Source organism: Streptomyces sp. JNUCC 63, assembly GCF_054366325.1.
The window spans coordinates 6,005,912-6,020,961 of record NZ_CM135963.1 but is presented as its reverse complement, the minus strand read 5'-3'; the positions used below and the strand labels follow the sequence as shown (position 1 = coordinate 6,020,961).

At 70.4% G+C, this 15,050-nt stretch carries 12 protein-coding genes; 7 read left to right on the top strand and 5 right to left on the bottom strand.

The annotated features are described in order from the left end of the window. Positions 1–157: 157 nt before the first annotated feature. The 5 genes from tkt to pgl are packed head-to-tail and all read left to right on the top strand — an operon-like array spanning position 158 to position 6,722. Positions 158–2,260: a transketolase gene (tkt, locus tag ACX25U_RS27635; protein ID WP_454383892.1), complete on the top strand. Its 2,103-nt coding sequence runs from the start codon at positions 158–160 to the stop codon at positions 2,258–2,260. A 38-nt stretch (positions 2,261–2,298) separates the two neighbouring features. After that, positions 2,299–3,417: a transaldolase gene (tal, locus tag ACX25U_RS27630; protein ID WP_454383891.1), complete on the top strand. Its 1,119-nt coding sequence runs from the start codon at positions 2,299–2,301 to the stop codon at positions 3,415–3,417. Positions 3,418–3,421: 4 nt separating this feature from the next. Beyond that, entirely contained in the window at positions 3,422–4,960 is a 1,539-nt protein-coding gene (gene zwf, locus ACX25U_RS27625) for a glucose-6-phosphate dehydrogenase (RefSeq protein ID WP_454383890.1), read from the top strand. Further along, on the top strand, positions 4,957–5,943 hold the full coding sequence (gene opcA / locus ACX25U_RS27620) for a glucose-6-phosphate dehydrogenase assembly protein OpcA (RefSeq protein ID WP_454383889.1): 987 nt from the start codon (positions 4,957–4,959) through the stop codon (positions 5,941–5,943). Before zwf ends, opcA begins: the two co-directional genes overlap by 4 nt. Further along, positions 5,940–6,722: a 6-phosphogluconolactonase gene (gene pgl / locus ACX25U_RS27615; RefSeq protein ID WP_454383888.1), complete on the top strand. Its 783-nt coding sequence runs from the start codon at positions 5,940–5,942 to the stop codon at positions 6,720–6,722. The genes opcA and pgl overlap by 4 nt, the downstream gene beginning before the upstream one ends. A gap of 172 nt (positions 6,723–6,894) precedes the next feature. Here the strand turns inward: pgl and ACX25U_RS27610 are convergent, their stop codons facing one another. The 5 genes from ACX25U_RS27610 to ACX25U_RS27590 all read right to left on the bottom strand — a co-directional run bounded on the left by ACX25U_RS27610 (position 6,895) and on the right by ACX25U_RS27590 (position 13,622). Then, a complete protein-coding gene (locus ACX25U_RS27610) occupies positions 6,895–7,734 on the bottom strand; it encodes a carbohydrate ABC transporter permease (protein ID WP_454383887.1) in 840 nt (279 codons plus the stop codon). Then, a complete protein-coding gene (locus ACX25U_RS27605) occupies positions 7,731–9,101 on the bottom strand; it encodes an ABC transporter permease subunit (protein WP_454383886.1) in 1,371 nt (456 codons plus the stop codon). Before ACX25U_RS27605 ends, ACX25U_RS27610 begins: the two co-directional genes overlap by 4 nt. Before the next feature lie 6 nt (positions 9,102–9,107). Further along, the gene (locus tag ACX25U_RS27600; protein WP_454383885.1) at positions 9,108–10,448 is read right to left on the bottom strand and encodes an ABC transporter substrate-binding protein; all 1,341 of its coding nucleotides are present in this window, start codon (positions 10,446–10,448) and stop codon (positions 9,108–9,110) included. 72 nt (positions 10,449–10,520) lie between these two features. Further along, positions 10,521–12,194: a glycoside hydrolase family 13 protein gene (locus ACX25U_RS27595; protein ID WP_454383884.1), complete on the bottom strand. Its 1,674-nt coding sequence runs from the start codon at positions 12,192–12,194 to the stop codon at positions 10,521–10,523. Between the two features lie 156 nt (positions 12,195–12,350). Then, positions 12,351–13,622, bottom strand: coding sequence for an ABC transporter substrate-binding protein (locus ACX25U_RS27590; RefSeq protein WP_454383883.1), 1,272 nt, complete (start codon positions 13,620–13,622; stop codon positions 12,351–12,353). 137 nt (positions 13,623–13,759) lie between these two features. Between ACX25U_RS27590 and ACX25U_RS27585 the strand changes: the two genes are divergently transcribed. Both ACX25U_RS27585 and ACX25U_RS27580 read left to right on the top strand, forming a co-directional pair. After that, entirely contained in the window at positions 13,760–14,275 is a 516-nt protein-coding gene (locus tag ACX25U_RS27585) for a PadR family transcriptional regulator (RefSeq protein WP_454383882.1), read from the top strand. Next, complete coding sequence (locus ACX25U_RS27580) at positions 14,272–15,027, top strand: ABC transporter ATP-binding protein (RefSeq protein WP_454383881.1); 756 nt, start codon at positions 14,272–14,274, stop codon at positions 15,025–15,027. Before ACX25U_RS27585 ends, ACX25U_RS27580 begins: the two co-directional genes overlap by 4 nt. The last annotated feature ends 23 nt before the right edge of the window (positions 15,028–15,050 follow it).

The following is a 15,050-nucleotide window of genomic DNA, read 5'->3' as shown; positions in this document are numbered from 1 at the left end:
GCGGATAGTGAACAGTCCCGGCAGTCCGGATCGGCTCGAAAAAACGCACGTCCTTACGGGGGTAGGCTCGACGAAGGCCGGCCGACGCCGAGAACGCCGGCAGCCGGTGCGCGTGACGTACCGGCATCCGACTTGTGGAGAGGAGCCCTGACCCAGGGTGAGCACCAAGCCGACCACCACAGACCTCGAGTGGACCGAGTTGGACCAGCGTGCGGTGGACACCGCGCGCCTCCTGGCCGCCGATGCCGTACAGAAGGTCGGCAACGGCCATCCCGGCACGGCGATGAGCCTGGCTCCCGCCGCCTACACCCTCTTCCAGAAGGTGATGCGGCACGACCCGGCCGATCCGCAGTGGGTGGGGCGCGACCGCTTCGTGCTGTCCGCCGGCCACTCCTCCCTGACCCTCTACACCCAGCTGTACCTGGCCGGTTTCGGTCTGGAGCTGGACGATCTGAAGTCCTTCCGGACCTGGGGCTCCAGGACGCCGGGCCACCCGGAGTACGGGCACACCCCGGGCGTGGAGACCACGACCGGCCCGCTCGGCCAGGGTGTCGCCAACGCGGTGGGCATGGCGATGGCCGCCCGCTACGAGCGCGGCCTGTTCGACCCCCAGGCACCGGCCGGCGAGTCCCCGTTCGACCACTTCGTCTACTGCGTCGCGGGTGACGGCTGCCTGCAGGAGGGCATCTCCGCGGAGGCGTCCTCGCTGGCCGGTCACCAGAAGCTCGGCAACCTGATCCTGCTGTGGGACGACAACCACATCTCGATCGAGGGCGACACCGAGACGGCCGTCTCGGAGGACACGGCTCTGCGGTACGAGGCCTACGGCTGGCATGTGCAGCGCGTGGAGCCGAAGGAGAACGGCGACCTCGACCCGAGGGCCGTCTTCGCGGCGATCCAGGAGGCCAAGGCGGTCACCGACCGGCCGTCCTTCATCGCCATGCGCTCGATCATCGCCTGGCCGGCCCCGCACGCGCAGAACACCGAGGCCGCGCACGGCTCGGCGCTGGGCGAGGACGAGGTCGCGGCCACCAAGCGGGTCCTCGGCTTCGACCCCGAGCAGCACTTCGAGGTCTCCGACGAGGTGCTCGGCCACACCCGCAAGGCCGTGGAGCGCGGCCGGCAGGCCAGGGCGGAGTGGGAGAAGTCCTTCCAGGCCTGGCGCGAGGCCGACGCCGAGCGGGCCGCCGAGTACGACCGCGTCGCCGAGGCGGAGCTGCCCACCGGCTGGGACGAGAAGATCCCGGTGTTCGAGGCGGGCAAGGGCGTGGCCACGCGCGCGGCCTCCGGCAAGGTGCTCCAGGCCCTCGGCGAGGTGATCCCGGAGCTGTGGGGCGGCTCGGCCGACCTGGCCGGCTCGAACAACACGACGATCGACAAGACGTCGTCGTTCCTGCCCGAGGGCAACCCGCTGCCGGAGGCGAACCCGTACGGGCGCACGATCCACTTCGGCATCCGTGAGCACGCGATGGCCGCGACGATGAACGGCATCACGCTGCACGGCAACACCCGCGTCTACGGCGGCACCTTCCTGGTGTTCTCCGACTACATGCGCAACGCGGTGCGCCTGTCCGCGCTGATGCACCTCCCGGTGACGTACGTGTGGACGCACGACTCCATCGGTCTGGGCGAGGACGGCCCGACCCACCAGCCGGTCGAGCACCTGGCCTCGCTGCGGGCCATCCCGGGCCTGAACATCGTCCGTCCGGCCGACGCCAACGAGACCGCGATCGCCTGGCGCGAGATCCTGCGCCGCTGGACCAAGGAGTTCGGCAAGGGCGCCCCGCACGGTCTGGCGCTCACCCGCCAGGGCGTGCCGACGTACGAGCCGAACGACGACGCCGCGCGCGGCGGATACGTGATGTTCGAGGCCGAAAGGCCCGACGGGCAGAACACTGCGGCGCAGGTCATCCTGATCGCCACCGGCTCCGAGGTGCACGTGGCGGTCGAGGCGCGCGAGCGGCTGCAGGCCGAGGGTGTCCCCACGCGGGTCGTGTCCATGCCGTCCGTGGAGTGGTTCGAGGAGCAGGACCAGGGGTACCGGGACAGCGTGCTGCCGCCGGCCGTCCGGGCGCGTGTCGCGGTCGAGGCGGGCGTCGGGCTCACCTGGCACAAGTACGTGGGAGACGCCGGCCGGATCGTCTCCCTGGAGCACTTCGGTGCTTCGGCCGACGCCAAGACGCTCTTCCGCGAGTACGGCTTCACCGCCGAGAACGTGGCCGCGAAGGCCCGGGAATCCCTCGCCGCCGCCCAGCGCTGACGCTCATATACGACAGACACGTAGGAGATGCATTTTCCATGACAGACGCACTCAAGCGCCTCTCCGATGAAGGCGTCGCGATCTGGCTGGACGACCTGTCGCGCAAGCGGATCACGTCCGGCAACCTCGCCGAGCTGATCGACCAGCAGCACGTCGTGGGCGTCACCACCAACCCGACGATCTTCCAGAAGGCGATCTCGCAGGGCGACGGCTACGACCAGCAGCTCTCCGACCTCGCCGCCCGCCGGGTCACCGTCGAAGAGGCCATCCGCATGATCACCACGGCGGACGTCCGGGACGCCGCCGACATCCTGCGCCCCGTCTTCGACGCCACCGACGGCCAGGACGGCCGGGTCTCCATCGAGGTCGACCCGCGCCTGGCGCACGACACCAAGGCGACGGTCGCCGAGGCCCGCCAGCTGGCCTGGCTGGTCGACCGCCCCAACACCCTCATCAAGATCCCGGCCACCCAGGCGGGTCTGCCGGCGATCACCGAGACCATCGCCAACGGCATCAGCGTCAACGTCACGCTGATCTTCTCCCTCGAGCGCTACCGCGCGGTCATGGACGCCTACCTCAGCGGCCTGGAGAAGGCGCGCGAGAAGGGTCTGGACCTGTCGAAGATCCACTCGGTGGCGTCGTTCTTCGTCTCCCGCGTGGACACCGAGATCGACCGGCGCATCGACGAGCTGGGCACCGACGAGGCCAAGGCGCTGCGCGGCAAGGCGGGCGTGGCCAACGCGCGCCTGGCCTACCAGGCGTACGAGGAGGTCTTCGGCTCCGACCGGTGGAGCGCGCTGGAGCGGGAGGGCGCGAACAGGCAGCGTCCGCTGTGGGCGTCGACCGGGGTGAAGGACAAGGCGTACAAGGACACCATGTACGTCGAGGAGCTGGCGGCGCCGAACACGGTGAACACCATGCCGGAGGCCACCCTGGAGGCCACCGAGGACCACGGCGAGATCCGAGGCGACGCCGTCAAGGGCACCTACGGGCAGGCCCGCGCCGACCTGGACGCGCTGGAGAAGCTCGGGATCTCCTACGACGACGTGGTCCAGGTCCTGGAGGACGAGGGCGTCGAGAAGTTCGAGGCGTCCTGGAGCGACCTGCTGAAGTCGACCGAGGCGGAGCTGGAGCGCCTCTCTCCCGCGGAGGGCTGAGACCTTGACGCCCCTTCCCGTCACTGGAGCGAATCCGCTCCGTGACCCCGCCGACCGACGGCTCCCGCGTATCGCGGGGCCGTCGGGCCTGGTCATCTTCGGCGTCACGGGCGACCTGTCCCGCAAGAAGCTGATGCCCGCCGTCTACGACCTCGCGAACCGGGGTCTGCTGCCGCCGGGCTTCTCACTGGTCGGCTTCGCCCGCCGCGACTGGGAGAACGAGGACTTCGCCCAGGTGGTGCACGACGCGGTCAAGGAGCACGCGCGCACGCCGTTCCGGGAGGAGGTCTGGCAGCAGCTCATCCAGGGGATGCGCTTCGTGCAGGGCACCTTCGACGACGACGACGCGTTCGAGCGGCTGCGCGGGACGATCGAGGAGCTGGACAAGGCGCAGGGCACGGGCGGCAACTTCGCCTTCTACCTGTCGGTGCCGCCGAGGTCCTTCCCCGTCGTCATCCAGCAGCTGAAGAAGCACGGCCTGGCCGACCAGACGTCCGGCTCCTGGCGGCGCGCGGTCATCGAGAAGCCGTTCGGCCACGACCTGAAGTCGGCCGAGGAGCTCAACAAGGTCGTGCACGAGGTCTTCGCCCCGGACCAGGTCTTCCGCATCGACCACTACCTGGGCAAGGAGACCGTCCAGAACATCCTGGCACTGCGCTTCGCCAACACGATGTTCGAGCCGATCTGGAACCGGTCCTTCGTGGATCATGTGCAGATCACCATGGCCGAGGACATCGGCATCGGCGGCCGGGCCGGCTACTACGACGGCATCGGCGCCGCCCGGGACGTCATCCAGAACCACCTGCTGCAGCTGCTCGCGCTGACCGCGATGGAGGAGCCCGCCTCCTTCGACGCGGACGCGCTGGCCGCGGAGAAGACCAAGGTGCTCGGCGCGGTGAAGCTGCCGAAGGACCTGGGCAGGTCCACGGTGCGCGGGCAGTACGTGGCCGGCTGGCAGGGCGGCGAGAAGGTGATCGGCTACCTCGAGGAAGAGGGCATCGACAAGCAGTCGAAGACCGACACCTACGCGGCCGTCAAGCTGGGGATCGACAACCGCCGCTGGGCGGGCGTCCCCTTCTATCTGCGCACCGGCAAGCGGCTGGGCCGCCGGGTCACCGAGATCGCGGTCGTCTTCCAGCGGGCCCCGCACTCCCCCTTCGACACCTCCGCCACCGAGGAACTCGGGCAGAACGCCATCGTCATCCGGGTCCAGCCGGACGAGGGCGTCACCGTCCGCTTCGGTTCCAAGGTGCCGGGCACGTCGATGGAGATCCGGGACGTGTCGATGGACTTCGCCTACGGCGAGTCCTTCACGGAGTCCAGCCCGGAGGCGTACGAGCGGCTGATCCTGGACGTGCTGCTCGGCGACTCCAACCTCTTCCCGCGCACCGAGGAGGTCGAGCTGTCCTGGAAGATCCTCGACCCGATCGAGGAGTACTGGGACAGGCACGGCAGGCCCGCGCAGTACGCGTCGGGCACGTGGGGGCCCGCCGAGGCGGACGAGATGCTCGCACGAGACGGACGGAGCTGGCGCAGGCCATGAAGATAGACCTGACCGACACCACGTCCAGCAAGATCAACAAGGCGCTGGTGCAGGGTCGCCGGGCGATCGGCACCCCGGCCGTGGGCATGGTGCTCACCCTGGTCATCGTCACCGACGAGGAGAACGCCTACGACGCGCTGAAGGCCGCCGACGACGCCTCGCGCGAGCACCCCTCGCGCATCCTGCTGGTCATCAGGCGGGTCTCGCGCACGCCGCGTGACCGCACGTCCTCGCGGCTGGACGCCGAGGTGCGGGTGGGCGCGGACGCGGGCACCGGCGAGACGGTGGTGCTGCGGCTGTACGGCGAGGTCGCCGACCACGCCCAGTCGGTGGTGCTGCCGCTGCTGCTCCCCGACGCGCCGGTCGTCGTGTGGTGGCCGGTGAACGCCCCACTGGATCCGGCCAAGGACCCGCTGGGCGCCCTGGCGCAGCGCCGGGTCACCGACACCTACACCTCCGAGCAGCCGGTGCGGGAGCTCTCGGCGCGCGCCCAGGCGTACACGCCGGGGGACACGGACCTGTCGTGGACCCGGATCACGCCCTGGCGCTCGATGCTGGCCGCCGCCCTCGACCAGGTCACCTGCGAGGTCAGGGCCGTGGAGGTGGAGGGCGAGGAGTTCAACCCGAGCTGCGAGCTGCTGGCGATGTGGCTCGCGGACCGGCTGGACGTACCGGTGAAGCGCTCGCAGTCCGCCGGGCCGGGACTGACCGCGGTCCGCATGGACACCACCTGCGGCCCGATCACCCTGGACCGGGCCGACGGCCGCCTGGCGACCCTGTCCATCCAGGGGCAGCCGGAGCGCGCGGTGGCGCTGAAGCGGCGCGACACGGCCGAGCTGATCACCGAGGAGCTGCGCCGGCTGGACCCGGACGACACGTACGCCTCGGCGCTGAGGTTCGGCGTGGAGAAGCTGAACGCTCCCCCGGCACCCGCGAAGGAGCCGGTCGCGGTGCCCGTGCCGAAGGAGGAGGCGACGAAGTGAGCACTCCCCAGTTGGTCGTCCACCGGGACAAGGAGCTGATGGCGCAGGCCGCCGCGGCCCGCCTGATCACCCGGATCGTGGACGTCCAGGCCTCTACGGGCTCGGCGTCCGTGGTCCTCACCGGTGGCCGCAACGGCAACGGCGTACTGGCCGCCCTGGCGGCCGCACCCGCCCGGGACGCGATCGACTGGGGCCGCCTGGACCTGTGGTGGGGTGACGAGCGGTTCCTGCCGGAGGGCGACCCGGAGCGCAATGTCACCCAGGCCCGCGAGGCCCTGCTGGACTCCGTGCCCCTGGACCCCAAGCGCGTGCACGCCATGCCCGCGTCGGACGGTCCCCACGGCGCGGACGTCGAGGCGGCGGCGGAGGCCTACGCCGAGGAACTGGCCCGCGCGGCGGGCCCGGAGAACCACGGCGCGGTCCCCACGTTCGACGTCCTGATGCTGGGCGTGGGCCCGGACACGCACGTGGCGTCCCTCTTCCCGGAACACCCCGGCGTACGGGAGACGGAACGCACGGTCATCGGCGTCCACGGCTCCCCGAAACCGCCCCCCACCCGCGTCTCCCTCACCCTCCCCGCCATCCGCTCGGCCCGCGAGGTCTGGCTGCTGGCGGCGGGCGAGGACAAGGCGAACGCGGTGGCCATGGCCCTGTCGGGCGCGGGCGAGATCCAGGCCCCGGCAGCAGGCGCGTACGGCCGGACCCGCACCCTGTGGCTCCTGGACACACCGGCGGCCTCGCAACTGCCGAGGTCGCTGTATCCGCCGGCGTCGGCGTAAAAAATAGCCCGTCCGGGGGTACCCCCTGCTCGAAGAGCCTGGGGGAGTTTGAGGACGAGGCCGTCAAGGCCGAAGCGGGGGGCTGGGGGCGGCAGCCCCCAGGGACGGGAAGGGTAGGGGCGGCGGGGGTGAAAAACCCAAGCCGCCGCCTCCACCGCTCGCACTCACACCCTCACTTCACCGACCCCGCCATCACCCCCTGCACGAAGTGCCGCTGGAACGCGAAGAACACAACAACCGGCACCACCAGCGACAGAAACGCGCCCGGCGCCAGCACATCGATATTGCTGCCGAACTGCCGGATCTGCGACTGCAGTTCCACCGTCAGCGGCTGCGACGACGTGTCCGCGAACAGCAACGCCACCAGCATGTCGTTCCACACCCACAGGAACTGGAAGATCGCAAGGCTGGCAATCGCCGGCCGTCCCACCGGCAGCACCAGCCGAGTGAAGATCCGCCACTCGTTGCCACCGTCCATCCGAGCCGCCTCCAGCATCTCCTTCGGCATCTCGGCGAAGTAGTTCCGCAGCAGGAACACAGCGAACGGCAGTCCGTAGGCCACGTGGAAGAGGACCACACCGGGAATCGTCCCGAACAGCCCCAGCTGCCCGAAGAGCTTGGCGACCGGCAGCAGTCCGATCTGCACGGGCACCACCAACAGCGCCACCACCAGCAGGAACAGCGGCTCCCGCCCCGGAAAGTCCAGCCACGCGAAGGCATACCCGGCAAGCGCCGCGACGACGACGACGAGAACAGTCGTCGGCACCGAGATGAGCACGGTGTTCCAGAACGCCTGCGTCATGCCCGCGTTCTTCAGCAGCGCCGAGTAGTTGTCGAACGACAGCTGCGCCGGGCTGGTGAGCGCCGTCCACCAGCCCCCCTTCGCGGTGTCCTCCGCCGACCGCAACGACGACACGAACAGCCCCGCGAGCGGGGTCAGCCAGATCAGGCCGATCACCACGAGGAACGCCTGGACCAGCCAGTTGCCCAGGCCCCGCCTGACCGCGTTCATCGCTGACTCCTTCGGAAACGGCGGACGTTGAACACCATCGCGGGGATCACCAGGAGCAGCAGGAGCACACCGAGGGCGCTGCCGAGGCCCTGGTTGTTGCCGCCGCCGAAGGACACCAGCCACATCTGGGTCGCCAGCACGGTGGCGTCCTCCTGCACCGGGCCGGGCGCGATGATGTAGACGAGGTCGAAGACCTTCATCACATTGATCACGAGGGTGACGAAGACGACCGTCAGGACGGGGGCCAGCAGCGGCACGGTGATCCGGCGGAAGATCTGCCACTCGTTCGCTCCGTCGATGCGCGCCGCCTCCAGCGCGTCCCGCGGCAGCGCGGACAGTCCGGCCCCGATCAGCACCATCGCGAACCCGGTCCAGATCCACAGGTACGCCCCGATGATCATGGGGGTGACCAGTGTCGGCCCGAGCCAGGAGATGCCCTGGTAGGGCGGGGCGAAGTTGGACTCGGGCAGCTTCACCTCGTACGACCCCGCCTTCAGGCCGGTGAAGTGGAAGGAGCCGTCGGAGGCGGTCGTGGTGCTCGCGACGGTCCGCCCGTCGCGCACGGCCTCGACCTTCATGCCGGGCAGTCCGCTCTCGCCGCTGTCGACCTTGCCCTGGGTGCCGCCCCCGCCTGGGGTGAAGTCCAGGTAGACGACACCGCGCAGTTCGTCCGCCGCGGCCTTCCGGCCTGCCGCCGCGGACGCCGGTTCGGCGCCGCTCGGCAGGTCCTTGGGCAGCACGCCGACCATCGGCAGGTGCACCGTGTCGCCCGGCGACAGGCCGGCGCGGGTGGCGTACGAGCCGTCGTCGCCCTTGGTCAGCCCGTGCCCCTCGCGGGCGCGGGCGGCCGGATACGACGAGGAGTCCTTGAAGACGTCGTGCACGGAGACCACGGCGGCGTTGAGCACGCCCTTGTCCGGGTCCTCGTCGTAGGCGAGCCGGAAGATGATGCCGGCGGCCAGGAAGGACACGGCCATCGGCATGAACAGCAGCAGCTTGAACGCCGTCGCCCAGCGGACCTTCTCCACCAGGACGGCGAGGATCAGTCCGAGCCCGGTGAGCAGCACCGGGGCAACGACCACCCAGATCGTGGTGTTCCGGATGGCCTTCAGCGTCGCCGGGTTGCGGAACATCTCGGTGTAGTTGTCCGCGCCGACGAACCGGGTGCCGGAGGCGTCGAAGAGGCTCCGGCCGACGGAGAACAGCACCGGGTAGACGACCAGCGCGCCGAGCAGCAGCAGCGCGGGGAAGACGAACAGCAGGGCGACGGTCCGCCCCCGCCGCCGCAGTCGCCGCGCGCGCTGGGCGAGCGGGACGGGCGGCGGCGGGGGGCTCGCGCCCTTCTCCTTCGCGAGCATGGAGGTCATGTCGGGTCAGCCCTGGTTCTGGTACGCCTTGGCCGCCGCGGCCTCCAGCTTCGCCGCCGTGCCCTTCGGGTCCGACGGGTCGCGCAGGAAGTCCTGCAGGAGCTTCCACTCGCCGGCGCCGCTGGTGCCGCCGAAGGCCGCCGGGGCCTGGTCGGACATGTCGAACCGGACCGAGTCCGAGTCACCGGCCTCGACCAGGGACTTGGCGGTGGCGCGGGTGACGTCGTCGTTGTAGGAGGCGGGGTCGAGGTTCTTGTTCGGGGACAGGAAGCCGCCGGCCTTGGCCCAGACGGCCGCGGCCTCCGGGGTGGCCAGGAACTCCAGGAGCTTCATGCCGGCCTTGGCGTTCTTGCCGTCCTTGAGGACGACCGCCGCGTCGCCGCCGCTGACGACCGGCGCGTTGCCGCTGCCGACCGGCGGGAACGGGAAGAAGTTCGCGTCCTTGCCGATGGTCCTGCCGAACTGGTCGTGGGCCACACCGGCGACGAAGTCGCCCTCGTAGACCATGCCGGCCTCGGGCTTGGGGCCGAAGACCCTCTCCACCGAGCCCGGGAAGTCGGTGTTGAGGGCCCCCTTCTGGCCGCCCGCGATCAGCTGCTTGTCCTTGAACAGCTTGCCGAGCGTGGTGAGCGCGTCGACCACGCTGCCGTCGGTCCACTTCAGCTTGTGTGCGGCGAGGGCGTCGTAGTTCTCGGGGCCGGCCTGGGAGAGGTAGATGTTCTCGAACCAGTCGGTCAGGGTCCAGCCGTCCTGCCCGGCGACCGCGAAGGCGGCGAGCCCGGAGTCGGAGATGGTGCGTCCGGTGTTGAGCATCTCGTCGTAGGTCTTGGGCGGCTTCACCCCGGCCTGGTCGAAGGCGTCGGGGCTGTACCAGACGGTCGACTTGTGGGCGGCCTTGAAGTACAGGCCGTACAGGGTGTCGTCGACGCTGCCGTACTTCTTCCACACGGGCGCGAAGTTGGTGTCCACCGACTTCTGGGTGGTGTCGGACAGCGGCTGGAGCCAGCCCTTCTTGGCGAACTGCTGGAGCACGCCGACCTGCGGGACCATCACGACGTCGGGGGCGTTGCCGCCCTCGATCTTGCTTCCGACGACGGTGGAGACGTTGTCGCCGGTCGACATGAACTGCGTCTTGGCGCCGGTCTTCTCCGTGAACGCGTCCAGCACCTTCTGGAAGTTCTTCTGCTCGCTGCCGGACCAGACGCCGGCCACGGTGACCGTCTGGCCGCTGAGCGACTTGTCGCCGCCGCCCGCGGAGACGGGGTCGGAGCTGCCGCAGGCGGTCGCGCCGAGCGCCAGGACGAGGGCGGTGCAGCCGGTGAGCAGGGTGGTACGTCGTCGCATCATCGTTGATGTCCCTTCATGAGGTGGGAAGTTGACGGTTCTGACAGGGCTGACGGGAACAGGGCTGACGGGGAATCAGGGCTCGGGGGTGTCGTCGGCGATCCACCAGGCGGTGGTGGATCCGGCGAGCACTCCGGGCGGGCAGGGGCCGCTGGTCAGCAGCGGCATACCGGGGACGGGCGCGGGCGTGGGGGCCGTACCGAAGTTGACGGCGCAGATCAGGCCGTCGCCGCGGACGAAGGCGAGGACGCCCGGCGGGGTCTCCAGCCAGCGCAGCGTGCCCTCGCCCAACTGGGGCAGTGCGGCGCGCAGTTGCAGACCGTCGCGGTACAGGTGCCAGAAGGAGCGGGTGTCGGCGAGGGCCCGCTCGGTGACGTACTCGGCGAAGTACTCCGGCTGCGGCAGCCAGGGCTTGGCGTTCTGCGCTCCGGTGGTGAAGCCGAACGGTGAGGCCTGTCCCGACCAGGGCAGCGGCACCCGGCAGCCGTCGCGGATGCGGGCGCGACTTCCGGTGCGGTGGAAGATCGGGTCGGTGAGCACGTCGTCGGGCAGGTCGACGACCTCGGGCAGGCCCAGTTCCTCGCCCTGGTAGATGTACGCGGCTCCGGGCAGCGCCAGCATCAGCAGCGCGGCGGCGCGGGCGCGGGCGGCGCCGAGGCCGCTCGCCTCGGGGGTGGGTTCGCCGTAGCGGGTGACGGTGCGGACCTGGTCGTGGTTGTTGAGGACCCAGGTGACCGTGGAGCCGGTGCCGGCGATGTCCTGCATGGCCTCGGAGATGACCTTGCGGAAGGCGTCGGCGTCCCAGGGGGCGCCGAGCAGGTCGAAGAAGAATGCCTGGTGCAGCTCGTCGGGGCGGACGTACTTGGCGTGTTCGCGGGCGCTGGGCACGGACACCTCGCCGACCAGCAGGCGTTCGCGGCCGTCGCGTGCGGTGTACTCCTCGCAGACCGCGCGCCAGTGCCGCCACACGTCGTGCACCTCGGGCTGGTTCCAGGCGAGCGGGTTGACCGAGTCGCGGGTGCGGGCGTCGATCTCGGGGTCCGGGGAGTCGGGCAGAGCGGCGTTCTTGTAGAGGCCGGCGGCGACGTCGATGCGGAAGCCGTCGACGCCCCGGTCGAGCCAGAAGCGCAGCACCCGGTCGAACTCGGCGGGGATCTCGGGGTCGCGCCAGTTCCAGTCGGGCTGTTCGGGCGTGAACATGTGCAGGTACCACTGGCCGGGGCTGCCGTCCGCCTCGGTGATCCGGGTCCAGGCGGGGCCGCCGAACATGGCGTGCCAGTTGTTGGGCGGCTCGGCGCCGTCCGGGCCGCGGCCGTCGGCGAAGTGGAAGCGGGCGCGGGCGGCGCTGCCGGGTTCGGCGGCCAGCGCCTCGCGGAACCAAGGGTGTTCGCGCGAGCAGTGGTTGGGGACGACGTCCAGCAGCACCTTGACACCGAGCCGGCGGGCGGCCGCCATCAGCTGGTCGAACTCGTCGAGGTCCCCGAAGACCGGGTCGACGTCGCAGTAGTCGGCGACGTCGTAGCCGTGGTCGTGCTGCGGGGAGGGGTAGAAGGGGCTCAGCCAGATCCCGTCGACGCCGAGCTTCTTCAGATACGGCAGCCCCGCGCGGACACCGGCCAGATCGCCGATGCCGTCGCCGGTGCTGTCCAGGAAGCTGCGGACGTACACCTGGTAGATCACGGCGTCGCGCCACCAACCATGCCTGTTCAACCCATTGACCTGTTCCTGTGAAGAGCAGCAGTTATGCATGCATGTTAGGTAGGCTCGATGTGAGGATGTCAATGAACTCGGCGACATCTACCGGGAAGTCGACCTGTCAAATCGGGACATGTCCGAGCATTCGGTGGAGAGTTGAGATGGTCGCGTTACCTAACACGTAAGTAGGGCGACGGGATAGGCTGAGGCTCAGCGGTGGGAGATGGCCGCGAGCTCGCGGGCGAGCCGCCGTACGGCCGCCTCGGGCGTCTGCTGTCCGGTCAGCGTGTCGTGCACGACCGCCTGCACCACCAGGCTGACCTGGTCGTAGTGCGCGCTCTTGGGGCGCGGCGCGGCCGCCAGCACGGCGTCGCGCAGAGTCGGCAGATAGGGGAACTGCCGCACCAGCGCGGGGTCTTCGTACAGCGCGGCGCGCACGGGCGGCAGCGCGCCCTTGGTGAGCACCTGGCGCTGGACGCGCTCGCTGGTGAGGTACGCGATCAGGCGCGCGGCGGAGTCGGGGTGCCGCGCGTGGGTGGCGACGGCGAGGTTGGAGCCGCCGAGGACGCTGGTCCCCGGCCCCTCGGGCCCGGGCAGCGGTACGGCGCCGATCTTCCCGGCGACCTTGGAACCCGGCGCGGAGGCGACGGCGTAGGCGTACGGCCAGTTGCGCAGGAAGAGCAGCCGGCCGTCCTGGAAGGCCTGCTTGGACTCCTCCTCCTTGTACGTCAGCGCCTCCTTCGGGATCCAGCCCTCGCCGAAGCCGCGCGCCAGGAAGCCGATGCCCTCGCGGGCGGCGCCCGAGTTGACGGTGACGCGCTCGCCCTCGTCGCCGAGGATCGTGCCGCCCGCCGAGTACACGGCCTCGGCCGCGTTGACGGTCAGCCCCTCGTACGGCAGGAACTGGCCCGCGTAGCCGCCCAGTCCGTATTTCGGCGCGATCGTCCTCGCGGCGTGCTCCAGCTCGGCCCAGGTACGCGGCGGCGGGACGTCCTCCTTGGCGAGAGCGTCCTTGCGGTACAGCAGGAGTCCGGCGTTGGTGACGTACGGCACCGCGTACAGACGTCCGTCGTACGTGGCCGTGTCGACGACCGGCGGCAGGAAGGTCTGGAGCGGGAAGCGGTCGCGGGGCAGCGGGCGGATCCAGCCGGCGGCGGCGAACTCCGAGGTCCAGTTGACGTCGATGTTGAGCACGTCGAACCGGCTGCGCTTGCCGCCGCGCAGGTCGGTGGTCATCTGCGCGTGGGTCTCGTCGGCGGAGTCCGGCAGCTCGACCAGGGTGACCTTCTCGCCGGGGTGGGTGCGGTTCCAGCCCTCCAGCAGCGGACCGAGGTAGCCGGTGAGGTCGCCGGCGGTGGCCAGGGTGAGCGGTCCCCGGCCGCCGCCGCGCCCCTCGTCGGCGCGGGCGCCGGAGGCGACGTAGCCGGTCACGACCACGACCAGAACGAGGAGGCCCCTACCGGCGGCGCGCATCCACCGCATAGGTTCCTCCTTGCACACCGGCTCCGGGCATCTTCGCCGGGAGTCAGGCCATGTATACCTGTTAGGTATGGGCGATACTAGGGCCTGGAGCACATGACGCATGACGCGTCTGACGAGGACCTAGGAGGAGAGCACGCGTGCGCCTGCCCCTCCTGGCACTCCTCGCGCGCGGTCCCGCCCACGGCTACGAGCTGAAGCAGGACCTTGAGCAACTGCTGGGCTCCGCGTACCCTCAGCCGAACGTCGGCCAGATCTACGTGACCCTCGGCCGCCTCGAGAAGTCGGGACTGATCGAGGGCGAGGAGGTCGAGCAGTCGAGCCGGCCCAACAAGAAGATCTACCGCCTCACCGACGCCGGGCGCGAGGCGCTGCGCGCCTGGTTCCAGAAGCCCGAGGACGAGCCGCGGGTGCGGGACGAGTTCTTCATGAAGCTCGCCCTCGCCCCGCAGACCGGTCTCGCGGACCAGATCGCCCTGATCAACAAGCAGCGGCGCCAGTACCTCAACACCATGCGCAACCTGTCGAAGCTGGCGGCGGCCGAGGACCGGGACAACAGAATCGCCCATCTGCTGATCGAGGGCGCCATGCTGCACCTGCAGGCCGACCTGGACTGGCTGGAGCGGTGCCAGGAGGAACTGGAGGGGCTGGAGTGAGTGACGTCCGGACTCCGGTGCTGCTGCGGGCCGAGGGCCTCGTCAAGACGCACCACGGCGAGGGCGCGCCCGCGCGTGCCGTGCGCGGGGTGGACCTGTCGGTGGCGCGTGGCGAGTTCGTGGCGGTCACCGGTCCCTCCGGGGCCGGCAAGTCCACGCTGCTGCACCTGCTCGGCGGGCTGCAGCGGCCGGACGAGGGCAGCATCTGGCTGGACGGCCGGTGCACCGACTCCTACGGCGAGGCCCGCTGGGCCGAGGAGCGCCGCAGCGGCATCGGCATCGTCTTCCAGTTCTTCAACCTGGTCTCCAACCTGTCCGTCGCCGACAACGTCGAGCTGCCCGCCCTGCTCGCCGGCCGCTCCCCGAAGCAGGCCCGCGCCGAGCGGGAGGCGCTGCTGGCCGAGCTGGGGCTCGAGGGCAAGGAGCGCAGCATGCCGGGCGAGTTGTCCGGCGGCGAGCAGCAGCGGGTCGCGCTCGCCCGCGCCCTGGTCAACCACCCGCCGCTGCTGCTGGCCGACGAGCCGGCCGGCAGCCTCGACAGCAAGGGCACCCGCGAGGTGATGCGGCTGCTGTCCCGGTTCCACCGGCGCGGGCAGACGATCGTCCTGGTCACCCATGACGCCCGGCTGGCGAGCGCCGCGGACCGGGTGATCAGCTTCTTCGACGGCCGGATCGTCGACGACGCGGAACTGGACGGGACGACGCCGTCGCGGGGGCCGGGGATCTCGGGTGTGCTGGAGCTGAGGGACTGAGTGCGGTGTACAACCATTCGACG